26 protein-coding genes and 1 rRNA gene are annotated in these 25838 nt (G+C 71.2%); 8 read left to right on the top strand and 19 right to left on the bottom strand.

From position 1 onward, the window contains the following. Window positions 1-92, top strand: a 5S ribosomal RNA gene (gene rrf / locus ABT129_RS21180); the annotation flags it as partial. Window positions 93-153: 61 nt separating this feature from the next. On the opposite strand, the gene ABT129_RS21175 is transcribed toward rrf, so the two are convergent. The 4 genes from ABT129_RS21175 to ABT129_RS21160 are packed head-to-tail and all read right to left on the bottom strand — an operon-like array spanning window position 154 to window position 3767. Beyond that, the gene (locus ABT129_RS21175) at window positions 154-822 is read right to left on the bottom strand and encodes a response regulator (protein WP_351903568.1); all 669 of its coding nucleotides are present in this window, start codon (window positions 820-822) and stop codon (window positions 154-156) included. Next, window positions 819-2054, bottom strand: a complete 1236-nt coding sequence (locus ABT129_RS21170; protein WP_351903565.1) for a sensor histidine kinase — start codon at window positions 2052-2054, stop codon at window positions 819-821. The genes ABT129_RS21175 and ABT129_RS21170 overlap by 4 nt, the downstream gene beginning before the upstream one ends. 13 nt (window positions 2055-2067) lie before the next feature. Beyond that, window positions 2068-2868 carry an ABC transporter permease gene (locus ABT129_RS21165; protein ID WP_351903562.1) on the bottom strand — a complete coding sequence of 267 codons (801 nt, stop codon included), beginning with the start codon at window positions 2866-2868 and terminating at the stop codon, window positions 2068-2070. After that, window positions 2865-3767, bottom strand: coding sequence for an ABC transporter ATP-binding protein (locus ABT129_RS21160; RefSeq protein WP_351903559.1), 903 nt, complete (start codon window positions 3765-3767; stop codon window positions 2865-2867). Before ABT129_RS21160 ends, ABT129_RS21165 begins: the two co-directional genes overlap by 4 nt. Before the next feature lie 144 nt (window positions 3768-3911). Here ABT129_RS21160 and ABT129_RS21155 point away from each other — a divergent pair, with 144 nt between their 5' ends. After that, complete coding sequence (locus tag ABT129_RS21155) at window positions 3912-4472, top strand: GNAT family N-acetyltransferase (protein ID WP_351903556.1); 561 nt, start codon at window positions 3912-3914, stop codon at window positions 4470-4472. 22 nt (window positions 4473-4494) lie between these two features. Here ABT129_RS21155 and ABT129_RS21150 read toward each other — a convergent pair whose 3' ends face one another. From ABT129_RS21150 to ABT129_RS21125, 6 genes are all read right to left on the bottom strand, one after another. After that, window positions 4495-6009, bottom strand: a complete 1515-nt coding sequence (locus tag ABT129_RS21150; RefSeq protein WP_351903554.1) for a DEAD/DEAH box helicase family protein — start codon at window positions 6007-6009, stop codon at window positions 4495-4497. Beyond that, window positions 6010-7404 carry an ATP-binding protein gene (locus tag ABT129_RS21145; RefSeq protein ID WP_351903551.1) on the bottom strand — a complete coding sequence of 465 codons (1395 nt, stop codon included), beginning with the start codon at window positions 7402-7404 and terminating at the stop codon, window positions 6010-6012. A 20-nt stretch (window positions 7405-7424) separates the two neighbouring features. After that, a complete protein-coding gene (locus ABT129_RS21140) occupies window positions 7425-8978 on the bottom strand; it encodes an SCO6880 family protein (RefSeq protein ID WP_351903548.1) in 1554 nt (517 codons plus the stop codon). Beyond that, the gene (locus tag ABT129_RS21135) at window positions 8975-10276 is read right to left on the bottom strand and encodes a hypothetical protein (protein WP_351903545.1); all 1302 of its coding nucleotides are present in this window, start codon (window positions 10274-10276) and stop codon (window positions 8975-8977) included. Before ABT129_RS21135 ends, ABT129_RS21140 begins: the two co-directional genes overlap by 4 nt. After that, on the bottom strand, window positions 10266-11105 hold the full coding sequence (locus tag ABT129_RS21130; protein ID WP_351903542.1) for a hypothetical protein: 840 nt from the start codon (window positions 11103-11105) through the stop codon (window positions 10266-10268). Before ABT129_RS21130 ends, ABT129_RS21135 begins: the two co-directional genes overlap by 11 nt. Window positions 11106-11204: 99 nt before the next feature. Next, a complete protein-coding gene (locus tag ABT129_RS21125) occupies window positions 11205-11513 on the bottom strand; it encodes a DUF8827 family protein (RefSeq protein WP_017242359.1) in 309 nt (102 codons plus the stop codon). A 367-nt stretch (window positions 11514-11880) separates the two neighbouring features. Here ABT129_RS21125 and ABT129_RS21120 point away from each other — a divergent pair, with 367 nt between their 5' ends. Both ABT129_RS21120 and ABT129_RS21115 read left to right on the top strand, forming a co-directional pair. Continuing rightward, complete coding sequence (locus tag ABT129_RS21120) at window positions 11881-12909, top strand: C40 family peptidase (RefSeq protein WP_502981837.1); 1029 nt, start codon at window positions 11881-11883, stop codon at window positions 12907-12909. A 232-nt stretch (window positions 12910-13141) separates the two neighbouring features. Beyond that, the gene (locus ABT129_RS21115; RefSeq protein WP_351903536.1) at window positions 13142-13864 is read left to right on the top strand and encodes a phosphatase PAP2 family protein; all 723 of its coding nucleotides are present in this window, start codon (window positions 13142-13144) and stop codon (window positions 13862-13864) included. Between the two features lie 54 nt (window positions 13865-13918). On the opposite strand, the gene ABT129_RS21110 is transcribed toward ABT129_RS21115, so the two are convergent. Continuing rightward, a complete protein-coding gene (locus ABT129_RS21110) occupies window positions 13919-14083 on the bottom strand; it encodes a hypothetical protein (protein WP_351903533.1) in 165 nt (54 codons plus the stop codon). Window positions 14084-14213: 130 nt separating this feature from the next. Here ABT129_RS21110 and ABT129_RS21105 point away from each other — a divergent pair, with 130 nt between their 5' ends. Together ABT129_RS21105 and ABT129_RS21100 are read left to right on the top strand one after the other, a co-directional pair. Continuing rightward, window positions 14214-15056: an SCO4651 family lipoprotein gene (locus ABT129_RS21105; RefSeq protein ID WP_351903530.1), complete on the top strand. Its 843-nt coding sequence runs from the start codon at window positions 14214-14216 to the stop codon at window positions 15054-15056. A 150-nt stretch (window positions 15057-15206) separates the two neighbouring features. Next, the gene (locus ABT129_RS21100) at window positions 15207-15395 is read left to right on the top strand and encodes a hypothetical protein (protein WP_351903528.1); all 189 of its coding nucleotides are present in this window, start codon (window positions 15207-15209) and stop codon (window positions 15393-15395) included. Between the two features lie 39 nt (window positions 15396-15434). On the opposite strand, the gene ABT129_RS21095 is transcribed toward ABT129_RS21100, so the two are convergent. Beyond that, the gene (locus tag ABT129_RS21095) at window positions 15435-15791 is read right to left on the bottom strand and encodes a metal-sensitive transcriptional regulator (RefSeq protein WP_351903525.1); all 357 of its coding nucleotides are present in this window, start codon (window positions 15789-15791) and stop codon (window positions 15435-15437) included. 193 nt (window positions 15792-15984) lie between these two features. Here ABT129_RS21095 and ABT129_RS21090 point away from each other — a divergent pair, with 193 nt between their 5' ends. Further along, window positions 15985-16605 carry a DUF47 domain-containing protein gene (locus tag ABT129_RS21090; RefSeq protein WP_053643397.1) on the top strand — a complete coding sequence of 207 codons (621 nt, stop codon included), beginning with the start codon at window positions 15985-15987 and terminating at the stop codon, window positions 16603-16605. A 6-nt stretch (window positions 16606-16611) separates the two neighbouring features. Further along, window positions 16612-17610: an inorganic phosphate transporter gene (locus tag ABT129_RS21085; protein ID WP_328488186.1), complete on the top strand. Its 999-nt coding sequence runs from the start codon at window positions 16612-16614 to the stop codon at window positions 17608-17610. A gap of 179 nt (window positions 17611-17789) precedes the next feature. Here ABT129_RS21085 and pstB read toward each other — a convergent pair whose 3' ends face one another. The 7 genes from pstB to ABT129_RS21050 form a co-directional block, all read right to left on the bottom strand. After that, entirely contained in the window at window positions 17790-18566 is a 777-nt protein-coding gene (gene pstB, locus ABT129_RS21080; RefSeq protein WP_351903521.1) for a phosphate ABC transporter ATP-binding protein PstB, read from the bottom strand. A gap of 29 nt (window positions 18567-18595) precedes the next feature. Continuing rightward, window positions 18596-19669 carry a phosphate ABC transporter permease PstA gene (gene pstA / locus ABT129_RS21075; RefSeq protein ID WP_351903518.1) on the bottom strand — a complete coding sequence of 358 codons (1074 nt, stop codon included), beginning with the start codon at window positions 19667-19669 and terminating at the stop codon, window positions 18596-18598. After that, the gene (gene pstC / locus ABT129_RS21070; protein ID WP_351903515.1) at window positions 19666-20640 is read right to left on the bottom strand and encodes a phosphate ABC transporter permease subunit PstC; all 975 of its coding nucleotides are present in this window, start codon (window positions 20638-20640) and stop codon (window positions 19666-19668) included. The genes pstA and pstC overlap by 4 nt, the downstream gene beginning before the upstream one ends. A gap of 106 nt (window positions 20641-20746) precedes the next feature. Continuing rightward, window positions 20747-21889 (bottom strand): phosphate ABC transporter substrate-binding protein PstS, encoded by a 1143-nt coding sequence (pstS, locus tag ABT129_RS21065; RefSeq protein ID WP_351903512.1) that lies wholly within the window; start codon window positions 21887-21889, stop codon window positions 20747-20749. Window positions 21890-22146: 257 nt separating this feature from the next. Then, complete coding sequence (locus ABT129_RS21060; protein ID WP_351903509.1) at window positions 22147-22566, bottom strand: NUDIX hydrolase; 420 nt, start codon at window positions 22564-22566, stop codon at window positions 22147-22149. Then, window positions 22563-23555 carry a CHAD domain-containing protein gene (locus tag ABT129_RS21055; RefSeq protein ID WP_351903506.1) on the bottom strand — a complete coding sequence of 331 codons (993 nt, stop codon included), beginning with the start codon at window positions 23553-23555 and terminating at the stop codon, window positions 22563-22565. Before ABT129_RS21055 ends, ABT129_RS21060 begins: the two co-directional genes overlap by 4 nt. Next, complete coding sequence (locus ABT129_RS21050; RefSeq protein WP_351903503.1) at window positions 23542-25809, bottom strand: RNA degradosome polyphosphate kinase; 2268 nt, start codon at window positions 25807-25809, stop codon at window positions 23542-23544. Before ABT129_RS21050 ends, ABT129_RS21055 begins: the two co-directional genes overlap by 14 nt. Window positions 25810-25838 lie beyond the last annotated feature (29 nt).

Here is a 25838-nt window from a genome sequence, read left to right as displayed (position 1 = left end):
CGCCCGGTTACATTCCGAACCCGGAAGCTAAGCCTTTCAGCGCCGATGGTACTGCAGGGGGGACCCTGTGGGAGAGTAGGACGCCGCCGAACAATCATTGTGGGAAAGCCCCGCACCTCATGGTGCGGGGCTTTTCTGCGTTTACGGGCCTTTTCAGGCCGGCGCGACGAGCTGGGTGTCGTACGCCAGGATCACCGCCTGGACGCGGTCCCGGGCGCCCGTCTTCGCGAGGATGCGGCCTACGTGGGTCTTCACCGTCGATTCCGCGAGGTGGAGGCGCTCGGCGATCTCGGTGTTCGTCCAGCCCTGGCCGATGACCGTGAGGATCTCGCGTTCCCGCTCCGTGAGGGAGCCGAGGCGCGGGTCCTCCGGGGAGGGATCGGTGGTGGGGGAGGCCGGGAGATGGTGGATGTAGGCGTCCAGGAGCCGGCGGGTGAGGCTCGGGGCGACGACCGCGTCGCCGCTCGCGACCGCGCGGATGCCGGCGAGGAGCTCCTCCGGCTGGGCGTCCTTCACCAGGAAGCCGCTGGCGCCGGCGCGGAGGCCGTCGTACGCGTACTCGTCGAGGTCGAAGGTCGTGACGATCAGGATCCGGGTGCGGTCGCCGGTGGCGACGATGCGGCGGGTGGCCTCGATGCCGTCCAGGCCGGGCATCCGGATGTCCATCAGGACGACGTCGGGGTGGTGTTGGTCGACCAGCCGGATCGCCTCGGTGCCGTTCGAGGCCTCGCCGACGACGGTCATGTCGTCCTGGCTCTCCAACAGCATGCGGAAGCCGAAGCGCTGCATGGCCTGGTCGTCCGCGATGAGAACGGTCGTCACGAGGGGGAACCCTCCCGGGGGAGTCGGAGTCTGACGAGCCAGCCGCCGGTCGGCAGCGGGCCGGTGTCGAGTGTGCCGTCGTAGAGGGCCGCGCGCTCGCGCATTCCGGTAAGTCCCTGGCCCTGGCCGGACGGTGGGGGCGGTGAGGCGGCGGGGCCGGTGTCCGTGATCTCCGCCCGGACCTCCCGGGGGGTGTGGGTGAGGAGCACGGTCGCCCTCGCTCCCCCGCCCGCGTGCTTCAGGGTGTTCGTCAGGGCTTCCTGGACCACCCGGTAGACCGTCAGCTGGGCGCCCGGGGGGAGGGTTGGAGCGGGAGAGTCGCCGTCCTGGTCGAACCGAACGGGCAGCCCCGCCTTGCGTACCCCGGTGATGAGGGTGTCGAGGTCGGCCAGGGTGGGCTGGGGATCGCGGGCCGCCTCCTGCTCGTCGTCGCGGAGGACGCCGAGGAGGCGGCGGAGTTCGGCGAGGGCCTCGCGGCTGGTCGTACCGATGGCGTCGAGGGCTTGGGCGGCGCGCTCGGGGTTCTTCGCCGCCGCGTAGCGTCCGCCGTCCGCAAGGCCCGTGATGACCGAGAGGTTGTGGCCGATGATGTCGTGCATCTCGCGGGCGATCCGGGTGCGTTCGGCGGCCGCCGCGAGGCGGACCTCCTGGTCGCGCTCGACCTCCAGGCGGCGGGCCCGGTCGACGAGCGCCGCCGTGTGGTCCTTGCGGGAGCGGACCGCGATGCCGAGGAGGGCGACGAGCGCGTACGCCCACAGGGTGGGGACGACGTGCTGGTCCCAGCTGCCCCGGGGGAAGCGGACCGCCCCCGTCAGGAGCGGCGGCAGGAGCAGGGCGAAGGCCCACAGGAGGGCGCGGGGCGGGCGGACGAGCGCGATCTGGAAGAGCGGGATCAGCTGGAGGTAGCCGGCCTGGAGGAACGCGCCCGAGGCGGCACTGACGAGCGCCGCGCAGGCCATCACGGTGAGGACGGCCAGGGGCTGTCGGCGGCGCCGGTACAGCGGCAGGGTGAGGGCGAGGCTGAGGGTGGCCACGAGCCAGGCCGGGACGGACGGGTCGGGGGCGGTGTTCCGCCAGCCGCCGGACGCGTCCACGAGCGCCGCCGCCGTCCAGAGGAGCGTCACCGCGGCGTCCCACGGCCAGGGGCGGCGGGCGTCGAACGCCCGGGCCCGTGCGAGCAGGTGCTGGATGGAGCGGCTGAGGCCCGTCGTCGCGGTCGCTTCCGTGGTCACCCGGTCATCATCCTCATGCGTCCCGGTGCCTGAGCAACAGGGCGGGGACGGCGAGTGCCGCGGCCGCCCACAGGACCAGGGCGAGCAGGGCGGCGGCGGGGGAGGCGGCGCCCGGCAGGGGGGCGGCGGAGCCGAGGACGCCGGCCGCCTGGGTGGGGAAGTACCGGACGACCGTGTCCATCGCCTCGTACGGCAGCATCCCGAGGACCTCGGGGACGATCAGCACGCCGCCGACGAAGGCGCCGATCGCGCCCGGTACGGAGCGGAGCGCGGCGCCGAGGCCGAGGGCGATCAGGCCGAGGAGGGTGAGGCCGGCGGCGTTGCCCGCGAGGGCGGCGAGGACGCCGTCGTCGGTGAGGGAGGCGGCCTGGTCGGTGTCGGAGAGGAAGGCCTGGGCGGCGAGGAAGGTCAGCAGGTTGGTGAGGAGGGTGAGGGCGAGGACCGCGGTGGTGAAGACGGTCGCCTTGGCCCACAGGACGGGCAGCCGGCGGGGGACCGCCGTGAGGGAGGCGCGGATCATGCCGGTCGCGTACTCGCCCGCCGTGACCAGGATGCCGAGGACGGCGAGGGCGATGCCGCCGAGCTGGCTGCCGTAGAGGCTCAGGACGACGGTGTCGACGTCGGAGTCGCCCCCGTCGGAGGTGTAGGTCGCGCCCATGAGGATGCCGACGCCGAGGACGAGTGCGGTGGAGGTGAGGACCGTGATCCAGGTGGAGCGGAGGGTCCACAGCTTGTGCCACTCCGAGCGGACGACGCGCGCGTGGGTCAGGGCCGGGGCGGCGGGGGCGGGAGGGGTGAGGGCCGGGGTGGTCATGCGGAGGCTCCCTGGTATTCGACGGAGTCGTGGGTGAGGGCCATGAACGCCTGCTCCAAGGAGGCAGCCCGCGGCGTCAGTTCGTGGAGGGGGAGGCCGTGGGCGGCGGCCGCGCGGCCGATCTCCGGCGCGTCCGGGCCGGTGACGAGGAGGGTGTCGGGGGCCTCCACCGTGATCCCGGCGCCCGGGAGGAGGTTCCGCAGCCGGTCCGCCTCCGGGGTGACGACCTTGACGGTGGCGCCGCCCGAGGTGCGGACGAGTTCGTCGACCGTGGTGTCGGCGAGGAGCCGGCCCTTGCCGATGACGATCAGGTGGTCGGCGGTGAGGGCCATCTCGCTCATGAGGTGGGAGGAGACGAGGACGGTACGGCCCTCGGCGGCCAGGGACCTGAGGAGGGTGCGGATCCACAGCACGCCCTCGGGGTCGAGGCCGTTGACGGGCTCGTCGAGGACGACGGTGGCCGGGTCGCCGAGGAGGGCGGCGGCGATGCCGAGGCGCTGGCCCATGCCGAGGGAGAAGCCCTTCACGCGCTTGCGGGCGACGTGGGTGAGGCCGGTGAGGGCGAGGACCCGCTCCACCCGGGCGCGGGGGATGCCGTGGGTGTGGGCGAGGGCCATCAGGTGGTGGTGGGCCGAGCGTCCGGGGTGGACGGAGCGGGCTTCGAGGAGGGCGCCGACGCGGGTGAGCGGGGCGGTGTGCCGGGCGAAGGGGAGGCCGTCGACGGTGGCGTGGCCGCGGGTTGGGGCGTCGAGGCCGAGGATCATGCGGAGGGTGGTGGACTTTCCGGCTCCGTTGGGGCCGAGGAAGCCGGTGACGGTGCCGGGGCGGACGGTGAAGCTGAGGTCGTGGACGACGGTGGTGTCCCCGTACCGCTTGGTGAGGTTCTCTGCTCGGATCATGCTGTCGACGTTAGGGAGTTGGGGAAGGCCGGACGTCGGACCGGGGGTGGGAGGTGGGGCGCCGGTGTAGTACCGGGGTACCACGCGGGCGCCGAGCAGGAATATTCGTTGTCGGTGGGACGGGCAGCGGCGAGGATGGCCGGCATGGACCTTTCGATTCGCGCCATCCGCTCCGACGAGTGGGAGAAGGCCCGGGAGCTGCGGCTCACGGCCCTCCTGGACCCGGTCGCGCACCTTGCCTTCCTGGAGACCCACGAGGTCGCCGCCGCGCGGCCGGACTCCTTCTGGCGGGAGCGGACGGAGAACGGGTCGGAGGACGGGCCCGGCGCCGTGCGCCAGTTCGTCGCGGAGGCGCCGGACGGGCGGTGGGTCGGCACGGTGACGGTGCTCGTGGAGCGGGCCGGGGCCGAGTCGTTCTTCGGGGACGTCCCGGAGGTGGAACAGACGCATGTCGTCGGGGTGTTCGTCCGGGACGAGGCGCGGGGCTCGGGGGCCGTCGACGCGTTGTTCGAGGCGGCGGCGGAGTGGTCCTGGTCGCTGGAGGAGCCGCGGATCGAGCGGGTGCGGCTGTACGTCCACGCGGAGAACACCCGGGCCCAGGCGGCGTACCGGCGGCTCGGGTTCGTGGCGACCGGTGCGCGGGTCGCCCTGCACGGTGCCGAGGAGGCGAACGAGCTGGAGCACGCGCTGCCCCGGCCGGCGTGAGGAGCGCCTCCGGCAGGGGGTGTCAGCGGCTGAGGGAGTTCTCCGGCCAGCGGGACCTGGCCTGTTCGCGGGAGCGCATCAGGGCCAGGGTCGGGAGGCCCAGGGTGTGGCCGGTGGCGAGGAGCTCCGGGAGCTGGGGGAGCGGGGCCACGGCGGCGACGTCGTCGAGGACGAGCGTCATTGGTGGGTCGAGCCGACCGTCGGTTGACCGTGCGGCCATGCGGCGGCCGTGCTCGACCACGTCTGCGGCGAGCGCCGTGAGGAGCGGCATCGCGCCGGGGTGGGTGCGGGGATCCTCGATCGGCTCCCCCACCACGTAGAGGGTGCCCCCTTCGGGCAGGAATGATGCCAGCGCGAGCGAATCCGTTCGATTCGGTGTGCAGGCCTCGCGGATGTGGACCGAGGAGAGCGAGGCGAGCGTACGTGCCGTCAGTTCCTGGGCCAGGCGGCGGCTTTCGGGGTGCGCGGTGAGGGCCGATTCGAGGAGTCCCGCGTGGCCGGAGGCGGCTTTGGGGTGGCTGCGGAGGATCCGTACGGGCTCGTGGGCGCCGGCGCCCTGGGCCCAGCGGTGGACCTGGCGGAAGGGGCGGCCGTCGACGGCGGCGGCGTGCAGCCAGCTGCGCAGGAGCGTCTCGGCGGTGTCGGCGGTGGCCGCGTCGAGGCGGGAGTGCGGGCGGACGGGGGCGAGGAGGGCGACGGCTCGCTCCGTGGCCACGGCCGGGTCCTCGCAGCCCTCGGACGGCGACCAGTGGAGGCGTCCGGGGGTGTCGCACAGGTGGCCGGGGTCGTAGACGAGGACCGGGCCGAGTTTGCCGCGCGCGTCCTTGGTGGTGGACCAGACGGCGGGGTCGGAGGTGACGACCAGGACCGGGCCCTCGGCGTCCCGGATCGCCTGGACGGCGGCGGGGTGGCGGGCTTCCGGGGGGCCGTAGAGGGTACGGGTCGCCGGAGCGTGCACGGCGGGGGCCGGGACGGCCGCGGTGGGTGTGGCGGGTGTCTGTGCGGGTGTGTGGGGGGCGGGGACGACCGGTGCCGCCGGGGGCGCCGGTACCGCGGGGGCGACCGTGGTGGGGGCCGGGGGCGTCTCCGTACGGGGCGGGGTCACGGGGGCCGGTTCGGCCGGGGCGCGCGGGGGCAGGTCCTTGCGCACCGGAGCGGCGGGGGCGTGGTCGTACGTGCCGGTCCTCCTGTTCGCCCTGACCGCTCGCCAGCGGGCGATCGTGCCCAGCGCGAAGACCGCGAGGACGAGCAGGATCATCGCCTCACCGATCAGCAGGCCCCAGAAGAGCCCGTACCCCGACAGCTGGGCCGGCGGGGTGGCGGGCCAGGCCGCCGCGAGGTCCGTCGGGGCCGTCACCAGGGAACGCAGGGCCGACGGCGTGCCCGTGTAGGCGACGCCCTGCGGCCAGGCGCCGTGGGCGAAGAGACCGGCCAGACCGGTCGCCGTCCACACCAGGACCGTGAGACAGAGGAGGAGGCCGAACAGGCTGAGCAGCAGCCCGTCGGAGACTCCTCCCCCCTTCCGTGCCGAGTCCATCTACGCCACCGTCGACTGCGACGTGCCGTTCATCTGCTGCTCGACGAGGATCGCCCGCTGTTCCGTCTCCCACTCCAGTTCCGGGTCGACGACCGAGGCCTCGGTCATGGCGCGGTCGGTGTAGACGAGGGGGCGTTCCCGTTCGGTGATGAGGTGTTTGACCACCTGCACGTTGCCGTTGACGTCCCAGACCGCGATGCCGGGGGTGAGGGTCGGGATGATCTCCACCGCCCAGCGGGGCAGGCCGAGGACCCGGCCCGTGTTGCGTGCCTCGTCGGCCTTCTGGGCGTAGATGGTCCGGGTGGAGGCCATCTTGAGGATCGCCGCGGCCTCCTTGGCCGCCGCTCCGTCGACGACGTCCGAGAGGTGGTGGACGACGGCGACGAAGGAGAGGCCGAGGCGGCGTCCGAACTTGAGCAGCCGCTGGAACAGCTGCGCCACGAACGGGCTGTTGATGATGTGCCAGGCCTCCTCGACGAGGAAGATGCGCTTCTTCCGGTCGGGGCGGATCCAGGTGTGCTCCAGCCAGACGCCGACGATCGCCATGAGGATCGGCATGGCGATGGAGTTGCGGTCGATGTGGGAGAGGTCGAAGACGATCAGGGGCGCGTCGAGGTCGATGCCGACGGTCGTCGGGCCGTCGAACATGCCCCGCAGGTCACCGTCGACCAGGCGGTCCAGGACGAGGGCGACGTCCAGGCCCCAGGCCCGTACGTCGTCTATGTCGACGTTCATCGCCTCCGCCGATTCGGGCTCGGGGTGGCGGAGCTGCTCGACGATGTCGGTGAGGATCGGCTGGCGCTCGGTGGTGTGGTCGGTCACGTAGGCGTGGGCGACCTTGAGGGCGAAGCCGGAGCGCTCGTCGAGGCCGTGGCCCATCGCCACCTCGATGATCGTGCGGAGCAGCGCGAGCTGGCCGGTGGTGGTGATCGAGGGGTCGAGGGGGTTGAGGCGGATGCCGGAGTCGTTGGCGACCATCGGGTCGAGCCGGATGGGAGTTATTCCCAGCTCCTGCGCGATGAGGTTCCATTCGCCGACGCCGTCCTCGCCCTGGGCGTCGAGGACGACGACCTGCCGGTCGCGGAAGCGGAGCTGGCGGAGCACGTACGTCTTCTCCAGGGCCGACTTGCCGTTTCCGGACTCGCCGAGGACCAGCCAGTGCGGGGCGGGGAGCTGCTGCCCGTACAGCTGGAAGGGGTCGTAGATGTAGCCCTTGCCGCTGTAGACCTCGCGGCCGATGATGACGCCGGAGTCGCCGAGACCGGGAGCGGCGGTCGGCAGGTAGACGGCCTGGGCCTGTCCGGTGGAGGTGCGGACGGGCAGACGGGTCGTCTCCACCTTCCCGAAGACGAAGGAGGTGAAGGCGTCGGTGAGGACGGACAGCGGATCTCGCATGGGTCTGTGCCCCTTCGGCCCTAGCGGCGGATGCCGGTCGCGAACGGCAAGGTGTTCACAAAGGCCCGGTGGTGCTCGCGGTCGCACCACTCCAGCTTCAGGTACGACTTGCCGGCGGAGGCCCTGATCGTGCGCTTGTCCCGGGCCAGGGCCTCGGGCGAACGCGACGACACCGTGATGTACCCGACGAGGTTCACCCCGGCCGCGCCGCTGGCGAGATCTTCACCCCGCTGGTCGAGCCGGCCGTGGGCGGCGATGTCGCGCGGGTCGACCGTGCGGTTCATCTTGGCGGCGCGGCTGGCGTCGGCCTCGTCGTTGGTCTTCTCGGTGAGCATCCGCTCGATGGCGACCTCGGTGGGCTCCAGGTCCATGGTCACGGCGACCGTGCGGATCACGTCCGGGGTGTGGACGAGCAGCGGGGCGAGGAAGTTGACGCCGACCGGGGTCATCGGCCACTCCTTCACCCAGGCCGTGGCGTGGCACCAGGGGGCGCGGGTGGAGGACTCGCGGGTCTTCGCCTGGAGGTACGTCGGCTCCATCGCGTCCAGCTCGGCCGGCCAGGCGTTCCGCTTGGTCATGGCCTGGATGTGGTCGATGGGGTGGTCCGGGTCGTACATGGAGTGCACGAGGGAGGCGAGGCGGGACTGGCCGAGGGGCTGGCGGACGCGGATGTCGGCCTCGGCGAGGCGGGCGCAGATGTCGGTGAGCTCGCGGGCCATGACGACGGCGAGGCCGGCGTCGCGGTCGAGCTTGCGGGCGCCGGAGGCGTGCTTGGCGGCACGGGCCATGGCGTTGGCCTCGGCGGCGAGTTCGCGCGTGTAGTGCATGCAGGCCACGAGGTAGGCGCGGTGCTGCTCGCTGGAGGTGGAGACCATCGACTGGAGCTGGTCGTACGACTCCATGAGCCACGGGGGCGCGTGCGGGTCGCCGCGCTGGCCGACGTCCTTGGCGTGCGCGTCCGGGTCGGCGGGGAGGGTGCGGGCCAGCATCTGCAGGCGGGTCACGAAGCCGTCGCCGTTGGCGACGTGCTTGAGGAGGGTGCCGAACCGGTCGACCAGGGCCTCCTGGTCCTCGCTGTCGCGCAGGCCGACTCCGGGGCCCTCGATCTCGATGGCGGCGGTGACCGTGCGGCGGTCGGCGTGCAGGAGGACGGCGATCTCGTCCGGGCCGAAGGGGGCGGCGAGCCAGCCGACGCGGCCGATGCCGGGCGGCGGGCCGACCTCGACCTCGCGGCCGTCGAGGCGGGTGCCGGCCTCGGTGACGACGGAGCGGTACGCGGTGCCGCGCTTGAGCATCCGCTTGTAGCTGCGGTTGATCTCGAACCACTTGTAGAAGGTGCGGTGCTTGTACGGGAGGTACACGGCGGCGATCGCGAGCATGGGCAGGCCCGCGAGGAGCGCGATCCGCAGGGGGAGGACGGGGACGAGGAGTCCGCTCATCATGCCGAGGAAGGCGCCGACGATGATCAGGGCGATCTCGCCGGTCTCGCGGTTCTTGCCGACGATCGCGTTCGGCCGGGCCCGGCCCACGAGATACGTACGGCGGGGCGCGACCGGCTGGGACTGGGTCGTCAACGCCCTCCACCTCCAGAGTTCTTGCGGTTGCTGTGCGGGGTGCCCGCGGTGGGGCTGCTGCTGCGGGGAGCGGGCGGGGGAGTCGCGCCGCCGCTGCCGCCGCGGCTGCTGTGCGCGGCCATGCCGCCGGAGATCGGATTGGCGGGGCGGGCGGGCTGGGAGGACTGGCCGCCGCCGTCGCCGCGGGAGCTGTGCGTCTTGATGCCCTGGGAGACGAGGGAGGCGGGGGAGGAGATGACGGCCGCCGCCGTGTTCTCGCCCGCGCGGTGCAGACGGTTGTTGCGGGAGGCGGCGATCTCGTCGCCGAAGCCGGGGACGAAGCGGTAGATCATCGCCGAGGCGAAGATCGCGAGCAGGATGATCGCGAGGCCGGAGACGACGGCGGAGAACGAGTCCGGGCCGGTGCCGGAGGAGAGCGCGCCGGCCAGGCCGAGGACGATGACGATGACCGGCTTGACCAGGATGACCGCGATCATGATGCCGGCCCAGCGGCGGACGTGGCCCCACATGTTCTTGTCGACGAGGCCGGAGTAGACGACGACGCCGAGGAGGGCGCCGACGTACAGCAGGACGGCGCGGAGGAACAGCTCCAGGTACAGCACGCCGGCGGCGAGGACGGTCACCAGCGACACGATGATCAGCATGATGGGGCCGCCACCGATGCTGTCGCCCTTCTGGAGGGCCTCCTTGAAGCTGCCGAAGAAGATGTCGGTCTGCTGGCCGGTGCCGGAGGCGATGACCTCGGTGACGGCGTCGGTGGCGTTCACGACGGTGTAGAGGATCAGCGGCGTGAAGGCGGAGGCGAGGACCGTCAGCCAGAGGAAGCCGATGGCCTCGGAGAGGGCGGTGGTCAGCGGGACGCCGCGGATGGCCCGCTTCGCGACGGCGAGGAGCCAGAGGAGGAGGGTGAGGACGGTCGCGGCGGCGAAGACGATCGCGTACCGGCCGAGGAACTCCAGGTTGGTGAAGTCGACGTCGGCGGTCTCTTTGACGGCCTTGGAGAGGTAGTCGATGGTGGCCACGGCGGCGTCGGCGCAGCCGCGGGCGAGGGAGGAGAGGGGGTCGACCGCGGAGGTGGGGTCGGTGACGGGGGCACCGCCGCCTCCGCCGGTCTGGCCCTTCTCGCAGAGGTCGCGGGCGGGACCGCGGATCAGGTCACAAGGGTTGTCGCCGGCGCTCGGGCTGGGCGTGGGCGTCGGTGCCGCGAAGGCGGAACCGGCGAACAGTACGACGGCCGCCTGCGCCGTGCCGAGGGCGGCAACGATCCTGGTACCGCGCGAGAGGCGCTCACCGGGCATAACTGAAGCCTCCGAACTGGCTGACAGCGTCGCTCATTTCCTGTGCCGTGGACGCCCGCTGGTCGCGGCCGACGGGGACAGGACCGTCCTTCTGGCTGAAGCCGGTTGCCTTCCAGTCGCCTTCGACCCACCGCAGTTCGTACGAGTTGGTGTACCAGGCCTCGGAAACGGGGTTCTTGGAGCCCTCACCCGCCAGACCGAACAGGGAGGAGTACCAGACCGACACCGTCGCCTTGCCGTCGGTGTAGCTCTCCACCTTCGATCCCACGGGGATGACGCGGGACACGAACGTCAGCCCCTGAGGGGCCGTGCCGTTCTCCTGGAGGCCGACCCTGGCCAGGAAGCCCTTGTCGGCGTACACCTTGTCGAAGTCGCCCTGGCGTGCCGCGAGGACGTCGGGGGCGTAGACCGCCTGGACGATCTCGTTCCGCGTGGCGGCCACGAACATGTCCGCCGACCCCAGCGCCACCGCGTAGTTCGTCGCCGCGCTCTGGGCGCCCTGGGCGTCGTGGGCGTAGCCGGTGGGGATGGTGCCGTTCTTGCCGGTGACCGGGGGGACGCCCGTCGCCGCGGTGGGGGCGGTCTTGCCGGGGGTGTCGGCGGTGGGGCCCGCCGTGTCCGCCGGGTCCGTGCCGCCGCGGTTGGCGAAGGCGATGGCCGCGACGAGGAGGACCACCACGCCCACGACCGTGATGAGGGAGCGGGAGCTGCGGGCGGGGCGGCGGGGGCCGCCGTGGACGTCGCCGCTGTTGCCTTCGGGCAAGCGGGTCCGGGTCTGGCCCGAGCCGCCCACGCCGCCGAAGCTGTCGTGCTCGTCACCGGGACTCATGCCGGGTACGCCCCCTCACTGGTTCGCGGTACGGGCAGTGCTGCAACATGACTGGACATCAGGGAACGCAATCTCAGGAGGGCCGGGTCCGACGGGGTATCAGACGGCCATCCCGTACACGATGGTGAACAGCGTCCCCAGGGAGCCGATGATGAAGACTCCGGTGAGGCCGGCCACGATCAGGCCCTTGCCCTGTTCCGCGCTGAACGTGTCGCGGAGGGCGGTCGCGCCGATGCGCTGTTTGGCCGCTCCCCAGATGGCGATGCCGAGGCAGAGCAGGATGGCCACGGCCATCACGACCTCGATCATGATCTTGGCCTCGGCGCCCAGGCTGCCGAAGGGGCCCCAGTTCGGGGCGATTCCACCGATGATGGTGGTGATGTCGCCCTTCTCTGCCGCCAGGTACATGTAACTCACCGCCCCTGTTGGGTAGTTAGTTGCCCCTGCCGGACGGCATGGGTCATCGCCCTATCTTCCCTGATGAAACCGCCCGCGTGTGACGGCTTGGCGGCTCTCTTTACCCGATCCCCGCACACTTGACCGATCCGACCGTCTTGACCTGCGGTGGTGTGGCCGGTTTCCATGCGAAGAAGCGTATGGTCACTCTGTGTATCACGGAGAGTGACTCCGGGCAATGATTGTCGTTGTTGCACTCTTGGGGCGGCGTCGGCGGCGGGGTGCCGGACGGGGTGTCGCGCAATCGGCCCCGCCGGGAGCTCCGGCGCCTAGACTTGGCCTCCGGGGCGTACTGCCATGAGCCGAGGGGTGGTTGACGGTGCGTAGGGCCGGCAAGGCGTGGCTGGTGGCCGGCGGGGCCTTCGGGGTCTGCCTGGGATTCGTCGCACTGCTCGTGATCGGTACGTACTCGGCGGCGGCGGGTCTGGCCGGCGGGGCGGGCAGCGGGAAGAACGGCACCGTGGCGCTGGCGAAGGGATCCGTTCCCGCGCTCTACCAGGGGCTGGTGCAGCGGTGGGGGAACCTCTGCCCCGCCATCAACCCGGCGCTGCTGGCCGCGCAGCTCTACCAGGAGAGCGGCTGGAACCCGCGCGCCGTCTCCCCCGCCGACGCCCGGGGCATCGCCCAGTTCATCCCCGGCACCTGGGCCAGTCACGGCGTGGACGGGGACGGGGACGGGGACCGGGACATCTGGGATCCGAAGGACGCGATCCCGTCGGCCGCCTCGTACGACTGCGAGATCGCCGGCTACGTGAAGGACGTGCCCGGGGACCCGACGAGCAACATGCTGGCGGCGTACAACGCGGGCGCGTACCGGGTGATCAAGCACGGTGGCGTGCCGCCGATCAGCGAGACGCAGAACTACGTGCGGATCATCCGGTCCCTGGAGAAGAGCTTCGCCCGGCCCGTGGGGCGTGTCGACCCCTCGCGGCAGGCGGCGGGCGCGATCCACTTCGCGCAGGGGAAGCTGGGCACCCCGTACCTGTGGGGTGGTACGGGCACGGCCGCGCAGAACGGCCGGTTCGACTGCTCCGGGCTCACCCAGGCCGCCTACGAGACCGTCGGCGTCACGCTGCCGCGCGTCGCCAACGACCAGTACAACGCCGGGCCGCACCCGAGCAGGGACGAGCTGCTCCCGGGCGATCTCGTCTTCTTCTCGGACGACCTGACCAACTCCCGGGCCATCCGGCACGTCGGCATCTACGTGGGCGGCGGGTACATGATCGACGCGCCGCGCACCGGGGCCGTCATCCGGTTCAGCCGGATCGACAGCGCGGACTACTTCGGTGCGACCCGGGTCACCCAGGAGGGCGCGGCGGCGCTGCCGACCCATCTGCCGCAGGCGTGACGCGAGGAGACGGACCGTCGGGTCGGCGGGTACCTTCGGGGCGTACGGGACATGGCCGGAACTCTCCGTCATGCATAGGCCCTGAGCTGCGGTGAACCGTCACTCTTCGATAACGTCATCATGATCCACCGGAGAGATCGGAACGTGCGCCTCAGGCGGTTCGTTCCCTGATCCGACCGCTCTGACCACGGGGGTTGGAAGACACAGACACGAGAGCAAGGGGCCGCAGCAGATGGCTGGACTCGCATCGGACGGTTCGAACCCCGATGTCAGCCTGCTCTACGACATCAACGGGCTGGCCAAGGCCGCGCCGCCGTGGTTCGACCGCGTCATGGGATTCGTCGGCGAGTACGGGATCATGCTCGCGATGGCGCTCGTCTGCCTGTGGTGCTGGTGGAGCGTCCGCCGCCGCGGTGCCCTCGTCGACTCCGTGTCGGCCGTCGCCGGGCTCGTCTGGGCCCCGCTGGCCGCCGGGATCGCGCTGCTCGTCAACATCCCCATCCGTGGCTTCGTCGAGCGCCCCAGACCCTTCAAGGACCATCAGGGGCTGGAGGTCCTCGTCGACGGGAAGACCGACTTCTCCTTCGTGAGCGACCACGCCACCCTGGCGATGGCCTTGGGCGTCGGCGTCTTCGTCGCCCACCGCAGGTTCGGCCTCGCCGCCATCGGTCTCGCCCTCGCCGAGGGCTTCGCGCGCGTCTACATGGGCGTCCACTACCCGACCGACGTGATCGGCGGCCTCGCCCTCGGCACGGCGGTGGCGCTGCTCCTCGCCCCGCTGGCCCTCGCTCTGCTCACCCCGGTGGTCTCCGCCGTCGCCCGCTCGGGCCGCGGAGCCCGGCTCGTCCGCTCCCGCCGGGCCGAGGGGCCGCGGCGTCCGGAGGCGGTCGGCATCCCCGAGTCCCGCATCGGCGGCCCGGCCACCGGCACCGACCGCAACGACCTCGCGGCCTAGGGGCCTGCGCTTCCGGTCCGGCCGGGTTCGCCCTCGGCCACGGACGCCGGCCCCCTAGGCCTCCGGGTCGGCGGCCGTGCGGAGGTGGTCCGTCGCGTCGGTGCGGGCCTTGTCGCGCGATCTGCGGGCCGGGCCCGTCCAGCCGCAGCTGCACCGTGCCAGCGCGAACGATCCGCGCTCCGTCGTCGTCGTGGTGTGGGGAGAGTCCTGCGCGTACACCCCACCACCGTACTGCGCGTGACGGCACGCCCCGACCGTCGTTATGCGCATCGGGTGTCCCCGGGTCCGCGCATCCCGGCCGAGGGCGGGTTCCGGGCAGACAGCGGTGAGGCGTTGGGGGTTGCAGGCGATGGTGGTGCAGCGGTACGGGCGGCCGCCCGGTCGAGGGAGCGGGGTGTTCGCCGTCACCGCCGTCCTGGTCGGATCCCTGGTCGGGACCGGGACGGTCTCCGGGTGCGCGGCCGCCGAGGACTCCAAGCCCCTGGGGGACCCGGCCCTGGCCGTACGGAACGCCGCCGACGCGCTGACGAAGGCCGGCACCTCCAAGGCGAGCACCTCCATGGAGATGGCCGCGGGCGGGACCCGGGTCACCATCCGGGGCGAGGGCGGTTACGACTTCCGGCGCCGCACCGGCCGGCTCCAGGTGGTGCTGCCGAAGGACGCGGCGGGGGCCAGTGAGCACCGGCCGATCACCGAGCTCCTCACTCCCGGCGCGCTCTACATGAAGAACCGGGGCGCCGGGGTGCCCGCCGACAAGTGGGTGCGGGTCGACACCACCACCCTCGACGACGGGAACCTCGTCACGGGCGGGGCCACCGACCCGGCGGCGGCGGCCGAGCTGCTGCGGGGCGCCCGGCAGGTCACGTACCTCGGCCAGGTCGACCTGGCAGGGGTGAAAGTCGGCCACTACCGGGGGGTCGCGGACATCGCGCGGGCCGCGCGGGTCGCCTCGCCGCAGCTGAGGGGGGCGCTGGCCGCGGCGGCGAAAGGGTTCACCGACGACAGCGTGCCCTTCGACGCGTATCTGGACGGGGAGGGGCGGCTGCGGAAGGTGCGCCACCAGTTCAGTTTCAGCAATCAGGGCCGTACGGTCGCGGTCGCGTCGACGACCCTGCTGTACGGCTTCGGGGTCCGCGTCGAGGTGACGCTGCCGGACCGCCGGGACATCTACACGGGCAGGATCGAGGCCTGAGGGCGGCGGGCCCGCGGCACGGCGGGGCCTGACCTGGGCCGGTGTCGGCGTGGACCATCGGCAAATGGTCCGGACGTGTCATGCGCGGTGCGTGGCGCCGTCCCTACGCTGGGAGACCGCAGGGAGACCGACGCCGGCAGGAAGAGGTGGATGCGCGTGGCCCCGCCCGGTACAGCGACCGTGCCCGCAGACCCGGACTGCGTCGCCCTCGCGGAGATCGAACTGTGCGGCGAGCTGATCATCGCCGCCTCGTCCGCCGACGGGGAGCGGCTGAGCGCCGACCGGATCGACGAGGTGCTGAGGGTGGCGGCGGAGCGGGCCGCCGTCGAGGGTCGCTGACGGTACGGCCCGGCTCCCCCTCCGTACTGAAGGAAGGCCTCAGGTGCGCAGCATGCGGGCGATGGCCTTCGTGGCCTCCTCGACCTTGGCGTCGATGCCCTCGCCGCCCTTGGCCGCCGCGTCCGCGACGCAGTGCCGCAGGTGCTCCTCCAGGAGCTGGAGCGCGAAGGACTGGAGCGCCTTCGTCGAGGCGGAGACCTGGGTGAGTATGTCGATGCAGTAGACGTCCTCGTCGACCATCCGCTGGAGGCCGCGGATCTGGCCCTCGATCCGGCGGAGCCGCTTGAGGTGTTCGTCCTTCTGCTTGTGGTAGCCGTGCACACCGTGCTCGTGGTCGGCGGGCCCGACGGCCTCGACGGCCTCGGGGGTGACCTGGTCCGCCTCGGTGGTCGTCATCGCGTCCTCCCGTTGTCCAATAAGGGGGTGTATACCCCTCGTGGGTATATGGTACCGATCCCCGCGGATCCGGGCGGGGGCCCGTGCAGTTCACTGTGCCTGATGGGCGACACTGAGAGGACGCCGGTTAGCCGTGGCCGGATGATGCGCCTAGCATCAGCCTGACCGAAACCCAGCACCCCGAGGACCTCACGTGCGATTTCGTCTGACCCCCAGGGAGACGAGCTTCTACGACATGTTCGCCGCGTCCGCGGACAACATCGTCACGGGCTCGAAGCTCCTGATGGAACTGCTCGGGGCGGAGCCTTCCGCCCGGGCCGAGATCGCGGAGCGGATGCGGGCAGCGGAGCACGCCGGCGACGACGCGACCCACGCGATCTTCCACCAGCTGAACTCCTCCTTCATCACGCCGTTCGACCGCGAGGACATCTACAACCTCGCGTCGTCCCTCGACGACATCATGGACTTCATGGAGGAGGCCGTCGACCTGGTCGTCCTCTACAACGTCGAGGAGCTCCCCAAGGGCGTCGAGCAGCAGATCGAGGTGCTGGCCCGGGCGGCCGAGCTGACCGCCGAGGCCATGCCGAACCTGCGGACGATGTCCAACCTCACCGAGTACTGGATCGAGGTCAACCGGCTGGAGAACCAGGCCGACCAGATCCACCGCAAGCTGCTGGCGACGCTCTTCAACGGCAAGTACGACGCCATCGAGGTGCTGAAGCTGAAGCAGATCGTCGACGTGCTGGAAGAGGCGGCCGACGCGTTCGAGCACGTGGCCAACACGGTGGAGACCATCGCGGTCAAGGAGTCCTGAGGCTTCGTGGACACCTTTGCTCTGATCGTGACCATCGGTGTCGCGCTCGGTTTCACGTATACGAACGGCTTTCACGACTCCGCCAACGCCATCGCCACCTCGGTGTCGACCCGGGCTCTGACCCCCCGGGCGGCCCTGGCGATGGCGGCCGTCATGAACCTCGCCGGTGCCTTCATGGGCAGCGGGGTCGCCAAGACGGTCAGTGAGGGTCTGATCGAGACGCCGCACGGCGACAAGGGGATGGGCATCCTCTTCGCCGCACTCGTCGGCGCGATCATCTGGAACCTGGTCACCTGGTACTTCGGTCTGCCGTCCTCCTCCTCGCACGCCCTGTTCGGCGGCATGGTGGGCGCGGCGCTCGCGGGTGGCACGGAGGTCATCTGGGGCGGGGTGCTCGACAAGGTCGTCATCCCGATGTTCATCTCGCCGGTCGTCGGTCTCGTGGCCGGTTACCTGGTGATGTGCGCGATCATGTGGATGTTCCGGAAGGCCAACCCGCACAAGGCCAAGCGCGGCTTCCGTATCGCGCAGACGGTGTCGGCGGCCGGCATGGCGCTCGGTCACGGTCTGCAGGACGCGCAGAAGACGATGGGCATCGTGGTGATGGCCCTGGTCATCGCCGACGTGCAGTCGGCCGGGGACGACATCCCGGTCTGGGTCAAGATCGCGTGTGCCGTGATGCTCTCGCTCGGTACGTACGCGGGTGGCTGGCGCATCATGCGGACGCTCGGCCGGAAGATCATCGAGCTGGACCCGCCGCAGGGTTTCGCGGCGGAGACCACGGGCGCGTCGATCATGTTCGGCTCCGCTTTCCTCTTCCACGCGCCGATCTCGACGACGCACGTCATCACCTCCGCGATCATGGGTGTGGGTGCGACGAAGCGGGTCAACGCGGTGCGCTGGGGCGTCGCCAAGAACATCATCCTGGGCTGGTTCATCACGATGCCGGCGGCGGCGCTCGTCGCGGCCGCGAGCTTCTACGTGGTGCAGCTCTTCTTCGGCTGAGGCCGCGAGGCCCTGAGGTACCTGAGGCCCCTGAGGCTTCTGAGGCCGCGAGGCCCTGAGGTTTCGGGGCCTGTGGATGGCTTGAAATAGTTGGGCCCGGCTCCCCTGTGGGGGAGCCGGGCCCTTCGTCTTACGGTGGCACCGCCATGCAGCACCGCAGACGAGTCTGGGTCCGAGGTCTAGCCGAAGCGGCCGGAGATGTAGTCCTCGGTCGCCTGGACGCTCGGGTTGGAGAAGATCCGCTCGGTGTCGTCCAGCTCGATCAGCTTGCCGGGCTGGCCGACGGCCGCCAGGTTGAAGAAGGCCGTGCGGTCCGAGACGCGGGCGGCCTGCTGCATGTTGTGCGTCACGATGACGATCGTGAAGCGCTCCTTCAGCTCGCCGATGAGGTCCTCGATCGCCAGGGTCGAGATCGGGTCCAGGGCCGAGCAGGGCTCGTCCATGAGGAGGACGTCCGGCTCGACGGCGATGGCCCGGGCGATGCACAGACGCTGCTGCTGACCGCCGGAGAGGCCGGAGCCCGGCTTGTTGAGGCGGTCCTTGACCTCGTTCCAGAGGTTGGCGCCCTTGAGGGACTTCTCGACGACCTCGTTGAGCTGGGACTTCTTGTACTTGCCGTTGAGGCGCAGGCCCGCCGCCACGTTGTCGAAGATCGACATGGTGGGGAAGGGGTTGGGGCGCTGGAAGACCATGCCGACCGTGCGGCGCACGGCGACGGGGTCGACGTTCGTCCCGTACAGGTTCTCGTCGTCGAGCATCACCTTGCCCTCGACGCGGCCGCCGGGGGTGACCTCGTGCATCCGGTTCAGGGTGCGCAGGAAGGTGGACTTGCCGCAGCCGGAGGGGCCGATGAAGGCCGTCACGGAGCGGGGCTCGACGGTCATGGAGATGTCGTCGATCGCCTTGTGGGCGCCGTAGTACGCGGAGAGGCCGCTGACGTCGATTCGCTTGGCCATATCAATTCACTTCCAGAGGTGGTCGCTGGTCAGCGGCCGGTCTTGGGGGCCTTCCAGCGGGCGATGCCGCGGGCCACCAGGTTGAGGATCATGACGAAGGCGATCAGGACGAGCGCTGCGGCCCACGCGCGGGCCACGGCTGCGTCGGTGCCGACCGCGTACTGCTCGTACACGTAGAGCGGCAGGGAGGACTGGGCGCCTTCGAAGGGGTTCGGGTTGATGAGCTTCGTACCGAACACGAGGAGCAGGACCGGGGCCGTCTCACCGGTGATACGGGCGACCGCGAGCATGACGCCCGTGGTGATGCCGCCGATCGCGGTGGGCAGGACCACCTTCAGGATGGTGCGCCACTTGGGGATGCCGAGGGCGAGGGAGGCCTCGCGGAGCTCGTTCGGGACGAGCTTGAGCATCTCCTCGGTGGAGCGGACCACGACCGGCATCATCAGGATGGCGAGGGCCATCGCGCCGGCGAAACCGGAGGGGCCGAAGCCCAGCATCAGGTTCCAGGTGGCGAGGATGAAGAGGCCGGCGACGATCGACGGGATGCCCGTCATGACGTCGACGAAGAAGGTGACGGCCTGGGCGAGCCTGCCGCCGCCGTACTCGACGAGGTAGACGGCGGTGAGGAGGCCGATCGGCGCGGCGATCACGGTCGCGATGCCGACCTGCTCGATGGTGCCGAGCAGCGCGTGGTAGACGCCGCCGCCGGCCTCGGCGTCGAGGACGCCGTTCATCGAGTGGGTGAGGAAGTAGCCGTCGAGGACTTCCATGCCCTTGCTGATCGTCACCCAGGCCAGCGAGACCAGCGGGATGACGGCGAGGACGAAGCAGACCCAGACGAGGCTGGTGGCGACGCGGTCCTTGGCCTGACGCCGGCCCTCGACCTTGGTGGTCAGGGCGTACGTGGCGAGGACGAAGATCAGCGCGGCGATGATGCCCCACTGGACCTTGCTGTGCCACCCGGCGGCGAGGCCGAGGCCGACGGCCGCGGCGACGGAGCCCGCGGCGACGGCAGCCGGGGTCCAGCGGGGGAGGCGGGCGCTGGAGAGGGATCCGGCGCGCTTGGGCGTCGAGACCGGACGTTCCTGTATGGCGTGGCTCATGCCGCTGCCCCCGAGTACTCCTTGCGGCGGCCGATGATCCAGCGGGCGGCGCCGTTGACCAGCAGGGTGATGGCGAAGAGGACGAGACCGGAGGCGATCAGCGCGTCCCGTCCGAACTCGTTGGCCTCGTTGAACTTGGCGGCGATGTTCTGCGCGAAGGTGCCGCCACCCGGGTCGAGCAGGTGACCGGAGATGAGGAAGCTCGGGGAGAGGACCACGGCGACGGCCATGGTCTCGCCGAGTGCGCGGCCGAGGCCCAGCATGGAGGCGGAGATGATGCCGGAGCGGCCGAAGGGCAGCACCGACATGCGGATGACCTCCCAGCGCGTGGCGCCGAGGGCGAGGGCGGCTTCCTCGTGCATCTTCGGGGCCTGGAGGAAGACCTCACGGGTGACGTTGGTGATGATCGGCAGGATCATGATCGCCAGGAGGATGCCCACGGTGAAGAGGTTGCGGGCGACGCCGTCCTGGGACTTGTCGAAGATGTACGTCCAGCCGAGGTACTGGTCGAGCCACTCGTTCAGGCCGGCCAGGTACGGGACGAGGAAGATCGCGCCCCAGAGGCCGTAGATGATGCTGGGCACGGCGGCGAGCAGGTCGACCACGTACGCGAGCGGCTTGGCCAGCTTGCGCGGGGCGTAGTGCGAGATGAAGAGGGCGATCCCGATCGCGACGGGCACGGCGATGAACATCGCGATGACCGAGGACACGACGGTGCCGAACGCGAGGACGGCGATGCCGAAGACCGGCGGGGAGCCGGCCGGGTTCCACTCGAAGGTGGTGAAGAAGTTGGTGCTGTCCTTCGAGATCGCGAGGACGGCGCGGTAGCTGAGGAAGACCGCGATCGCGGCCATGATCACGAGGAGGGTGATGCCGGAGCCTCGGGAGAGGCCGCTGAAGATGCGGTCCCCGGGGCGGGAGGCGCTCTTGGCGCTCCGGCTCCTCTTTATGTCTGGTGTGGTGGTAGCCATCTGCTTCTCCGGTCTGCGGGGCCCCTACGGACGTACGGGCTCCTGGCGGCGGTGCACCGGATGCCGGGTCCGGCCCCCTGCGTGGGGGGCCGGACCCGGCCGGGGGTCAGGACAGGGTGGGGACGATCGTGCGGACCTTCGCGGCGATCTCGGCCGGGAGCGGGGCGTAGCCGGCCTCGGCGAGGACCTTCTGGCCCTCCTCGCTGACGGTGTAGTTGAGGAACGCCTTCAGGGTCGGCAGGGTCTCCGCCTTGTTGCCCTTGTCGCAGGCGATCTCGTAGGTGACGAGGACGATCGGGTAGGCACCCTCGGCCTTCGTGGCGTAGTCGAGGGAGAGGGCGACGTCGCTGCCCGTGCCCTTGACCTTGGCGGCGGCGATGGCCTTGGACGCGTTCTCCGAGGAGGCGGCGACCGGGGCGGCGGCACCGGTGTTGATGCTGACGGTGGAGATCTTGTTCGCGGTGGCGTACGAGAGCTCGAAGTAGCCGATGGAGCCCTCGGCGTCCTTGACCGCGGTGGCGACACCGGAGGAGCCGTTGGCGGCCTGGCCGCCCTGGGCGGGCCACGACTTCGACTTCGGGTCGTGCTTCCAGTCGGCCGCGGCGGCGGTCGAGAGGTACTTGCCCAGGTTCTGGGTGGTGCCCGACTCGTCCGAGCGGTGGAAGGCCTGGATCGTGCTGTCGGGGAGCTTGGCACCCGGGTTCAGCTTGGCGATCGCGGGGTCGTTCCACTTGGTGATCTTGTTGTCGAAGATCTTGGCGATGGTGGAGGCGTCCAGGATCAGGTTGTCCACGCCGTCCAGCTTGTAGCCGATGGCGATGGGGCCGCCGACCATGGGCAGGTTGACGCCCTTGCCGCCCTTGCAGATCTTCTGCGACTCGGCGACCTCTTCGTCCTTCAGGGCGGAGTCGGAGCCCGCGAAGGCGACCTGGCCCTGGTTGAACTTGGTGATGCCGCCGCCGGAGCCGATGGCCTGGTAGTTGATCTCTACACCGGAGCACGCGGCCTGGAAGTTCTTGACCCACAGGTCCATCGCGTTCTTCTGCGCGCTGGAACCGGCGGCGAGGAGCTGGCCCTTGGCGCCCTCGCAGGCGATGTTCGAGGCGGCGGCGGAGGTCTTGGTGCCGCCTTCCTTGGCCGGCGTCTCCGTGTTGTTGTCCGAGCCACACGCCGAGAGGACGAGCGCACCGGAGACGACGAGGGCACCGATCGCGGAGGCGCGAAGCCCGTTCTTGCGCGAAAGCTTCACTTTCGGGTGTTCCTTCCAGAAGCCGCCTTGTCGCGGACCGAGTGTCCTGAACGTTCTACGGCGGCGTGTGTCGGTGGGTGGTGCATCGCTGTGCTCTGTGCACCGTGTAAGGCCGAAATTAGGCAGATCAGGTGAAGCCGCCGACGGGAGAGAGTGAACGGGAAGTGAACCGTGCCGGAAGCCCGGGTGCGGTGCCTCCGGACGGGTGACGCGGATGCGGGCCGGGGCAGCGCTGCGTGACGGCCGGTGCCGGAGCGTCAGCGGAGGGAGGTGGTGACCGCCGCGTCCAGGAGGTCGCGGTCGCGGGGCTGGGTGAGGCGGCGGCGGGCGGCCGAGGGCGGCAGCCAGAGGAGCCGGTCGACCTCACGGCTCGGGACGAAGGCGCCGCCGAGGGCGCGCCCCACCCAGTACTCGACCTCCTTGGGGCGCCCGTCCACCGTGTAGCGGACCGTCGGCAGACGGGGACCGAGCTCACAGCTCTGCCCCGTCTCCTCCATGACCTCGCGCAGGGCGCACGCCTCCGCGGACTCGGAGCGCTTCCGCTTGCCCTTCGGATGCGACCAGTCGTCGTATTTCGGCCGGTGGACGAGCGCGATGTCGATGCCATGGCCGGAAAGCGCCGGGCGCCAGAGGACGCAGCCGGCGGCCCGGACGGGATCCCGGCGCTCCCCTGTCACGGGACCGGGGCCGTCGTTCTCCGCCAGGCGCGCTGGAAGGCGAAGCGGGACGCCTCGACCTCGTGGCGCTGGTCGGCGTGGAGGACGCCCAGGGCGTACGCGGTCGCCGGGGCGATGCGTGGGGTGCGGGCGGCGGTGGCGGCGGCCGTCGCGGCCTCGGCGGCGTCCCGGTGCCGCTCCAGGGCGCGGGCGGCCTCGTACAGGACGGAGTCGGGTTCGCCGCCGGTGTGCAGGGCCTCGGTGGCGTACCGGTGGAGGCGGAGCAGGAGCCTGGTCTGGTGCCAGGGCGCGTCCTGGTTCTCCCCGGTGGCGAGGGCGAGCGCCTCCGCGTTGTACGGGTGGGCGGCCCGGGTGAGGGGGAGGCCGGCCACCGCGTCGAGGAGGCGCCGTTCGGCGACCTCGGCGGGGCCGTCCAGGACCTCCACGGCCGGGGCGGCGCCGGCCGGGCCGAGCGGCACCTCGGAGGCGAGGAGGGCGACGGCGTCGGCGACCGCGTGGAACCGGGCCGAGCCCAGCGCCTGGAGGGCCGCCGAGTGGGCGCGGGTCCTGGCCAGGGTCAGCTGGCGTTCGAGGAGGGCGCCGGCCCGGGCGGCACCGACGGTGAGCCCGGCCGTGTCGCCGCCCCGGGCGGCGGGGACGGGCCCGCCGCTGTTCGAGCTGTTCGACAGGCGGGACAGCGCGTCCACCAGCCGGACCAGCCGGGAGGTGCAGGCGTGCTCCAGGGCCAGGGTGCCGGAGAGCCAGGCGAGTTCGGTGCGCAGCTGGTCCGCCCAGGCGGGGTCGAGCAGCGGCCGGAACGTGTGGAGCGTCCCGCTGATGCGGCGGGCGGCGCCGCGCAGGGTGCGGGCCGCCTCCTCCGCCCCGGCCGTGTCCGAGCCGCTCTCGCCGTGCAGCCGGAGGCCGCGGAGGAAGTCCGCGGCCCGGGCGTGCAGGTAGGGGGCCAGTACCTCGCCCGCCGAGACGTCCTGCGAGTGGTCAGGGTTGAGCACGCCGGCGCCTCCGCGCGTCGATGAGCATCTCCTGGACGTGCCGCAGGGGGCGGCCGTCGGGGTCGGTCGCGTGCCGCGTCCAGTTCCCGTCGGGGCCGAGGTGCCAGGAGGAGGTGGTGTCGGACATCCCGGTCTCCAGGAGCCGGGAGAGCGCGGCCCGGTGCGCCGGGTCGGAGACCCGTACGAGGGCCTCGATCCGGCGGTCCAGGTTGCGGTGCATCATGTCGGCGCTGCCGAACCAGACCTCGGGTTCGCCGCCGTTGCCGAAGGCGAAGACCCGGGAGTGCTCCAGGAAGCGGCCGAGGATCGAACGGACCCGGATGTTCTCCGAGAGGCCGGCGACCCCGGGGCGTACGGCGCAGATGCCGCGGACCCAGATGTCGACCGGGACGCCGGCCCGCGAGGCCTGGTAGCAGGCGTCGATGATGGCCTCGTCGACCATCGAGTTGACCTTGATCCGTACGTACGCGGGCCGTCCGGCGTGGTGGTGGGCGATCTCCTTGGTGATCCGGGAGACCAGTCCGTCGCGCAGCGACTTCGGGGCCGTGAGCAGGCGCCGGTAGGTCTCGCGGCGGGAGTAGCCGGAGAGCCGGTTGAACAGGTCGGAGAGGTCCGCGCCGACCTGGGGGTCGGCGGTCAGCAGGCCCAGGTCCTCGTAGAGGCGGGCCGTCTTCGGGTGGTAGTTGCCGGTGCCGACGTGGGAGTAGCGGCGCAGCAGCTCGCCCTCCTGCCGTACGACGAGCGACAGCTTGCAGTGGGTCTTCAGGCCGACGAGGCCGTACACGACGTGGCAGCCGGCCTCCTCCAGCTTCCGCGCCCACTTGATGTTGGCCTGTTCGTCGAAGCGGGCCTTGATCTCGACGAGGACCAGGACCTGCTTGCCGGACTCGGCGGCGTCGATGAGGGCGTCGACTATCGGGGAGTCGCCGGAGGTCCGGTACAGCGTCTGCTTGATCGCGAGGACGTCCGGGTCGGCGGCCGCCTGCTCCAGGAAGGCCTGTACGGACGTCGAGAACGAGTCGTACGGGTGGTGGAGCAGCACGTCCCGCTCGCGCAGCGCGGCGAATATGTCGGGCGCGGAGGCGGACTCGACCTCGGCGAGGTCGCGGTGGGTGCCGGCCACGTACTTGGGGTACTTCAGCTCGGGCCGGTCCTGCCCGGAGATCCCGAAGAGCCCGGTCAGGTCCAGCGGCCCGGGCAGCGGGTAGACCTCGGCGTCGGAGACCTTCAGCTCGCGGACCAGCAGGTCCAGGACGTACGGGTCGATGGACTCCTCGACCTCCAGGCGCACCGGCGGTCCGAAGCGGCGCCGCATGAGCTCCTTCTCCAGGGCCTGGAGCAGGTTCTCGGCGTCGTCCTCCTCGACCTCCAGGTCCTCGTTCCTGGTCACCCGGAACATGTGGTGCGCCAGCACCTCCATGCCGGGGAAGAGCTCCTCCAGGTGCGCGGCGATCACGTCCTCCAGGGGCACGTACCGCTGCGGGGAGGCCTCCAGGAAGCGGGAGAGGAGCGGCGGCACCTTCACGCGTGCGAAGTGGCGGTGGCCGCTGACCGGATTGCGTACGACCACGGCGAGGTTGAGCGAGAGCCCCGAGATGTACGGGAACGGGTGCGCCGGGTCCACGGCCAGCGGGGTGAGGACCGGGAAGATCTGCTGCCGGAACAGGGTGAAGAGGCGCGCCTGCTCCTTCTCCGTGAGCTCGGGCCAGCGGATCAGGTGGATGCCCTCGTCGGCGAGGGCGGGGGCCACGTCCTGCTGGAAGCAGGCGGCGTGCCGGGCCATGAGCTCGCGCGACCGGGTCCAGATCAGTTCCAGGACCTCGCGGGGCTGGAGGCCGGAGGCGGAGCGGGTGGCGACGCCGGTGGCGATGCGGCGCTTGAGGCCGGCGACCCGGACCATGAAGAACTCGTCGAGGTTCGAGGCGAAGATCGCGAGGAAGTTCGCCCGTTCGAGGAGGGGCGTGGTCGGGTCCTCGGCGAGTTCGAGCACGCGCTCGTTGAACGCGAGCCAGCTGCGCTCCCGGTCGAGGAAGCGCCCCTGCGGCAGCTCGTCGCCGAGTGCGCCGTCGTCCTCGTACGTGTCCGGATCCGCGTCCAGATCGGGGTCGAGATCGGTGACGACGGCCCCGTTCACCACCTGCGCGCGGCTGGTGGGCATGGCGCCGAGGGACGGCGTGGCGGACGACGAAGCGGACGCCGTGGTGGACGGCGTGGCGGAGGACTGGACCGGGACCTCGGCGGGCTGCTGGCTCATGGCCCCATTCTTCCGCGCGAAGGGGTGGT

Origin of the sequence: Streptomyces sp. NPDC002057 (genome assembly GCF_040296665.1) — a bacterium.
In the GTDB taxonomy this organism is placed as follows: domain Bacteria; phylum Actinomycetota; class Actinomycetes; order Streptomycetales; family Streptomycetaceae; genus Streptomyces.
The sequence above is the reverse complement of the archived record's forward strand: the minus strand, read 5'-3'. Positions and strand labels throughout refer to the sequence as shown.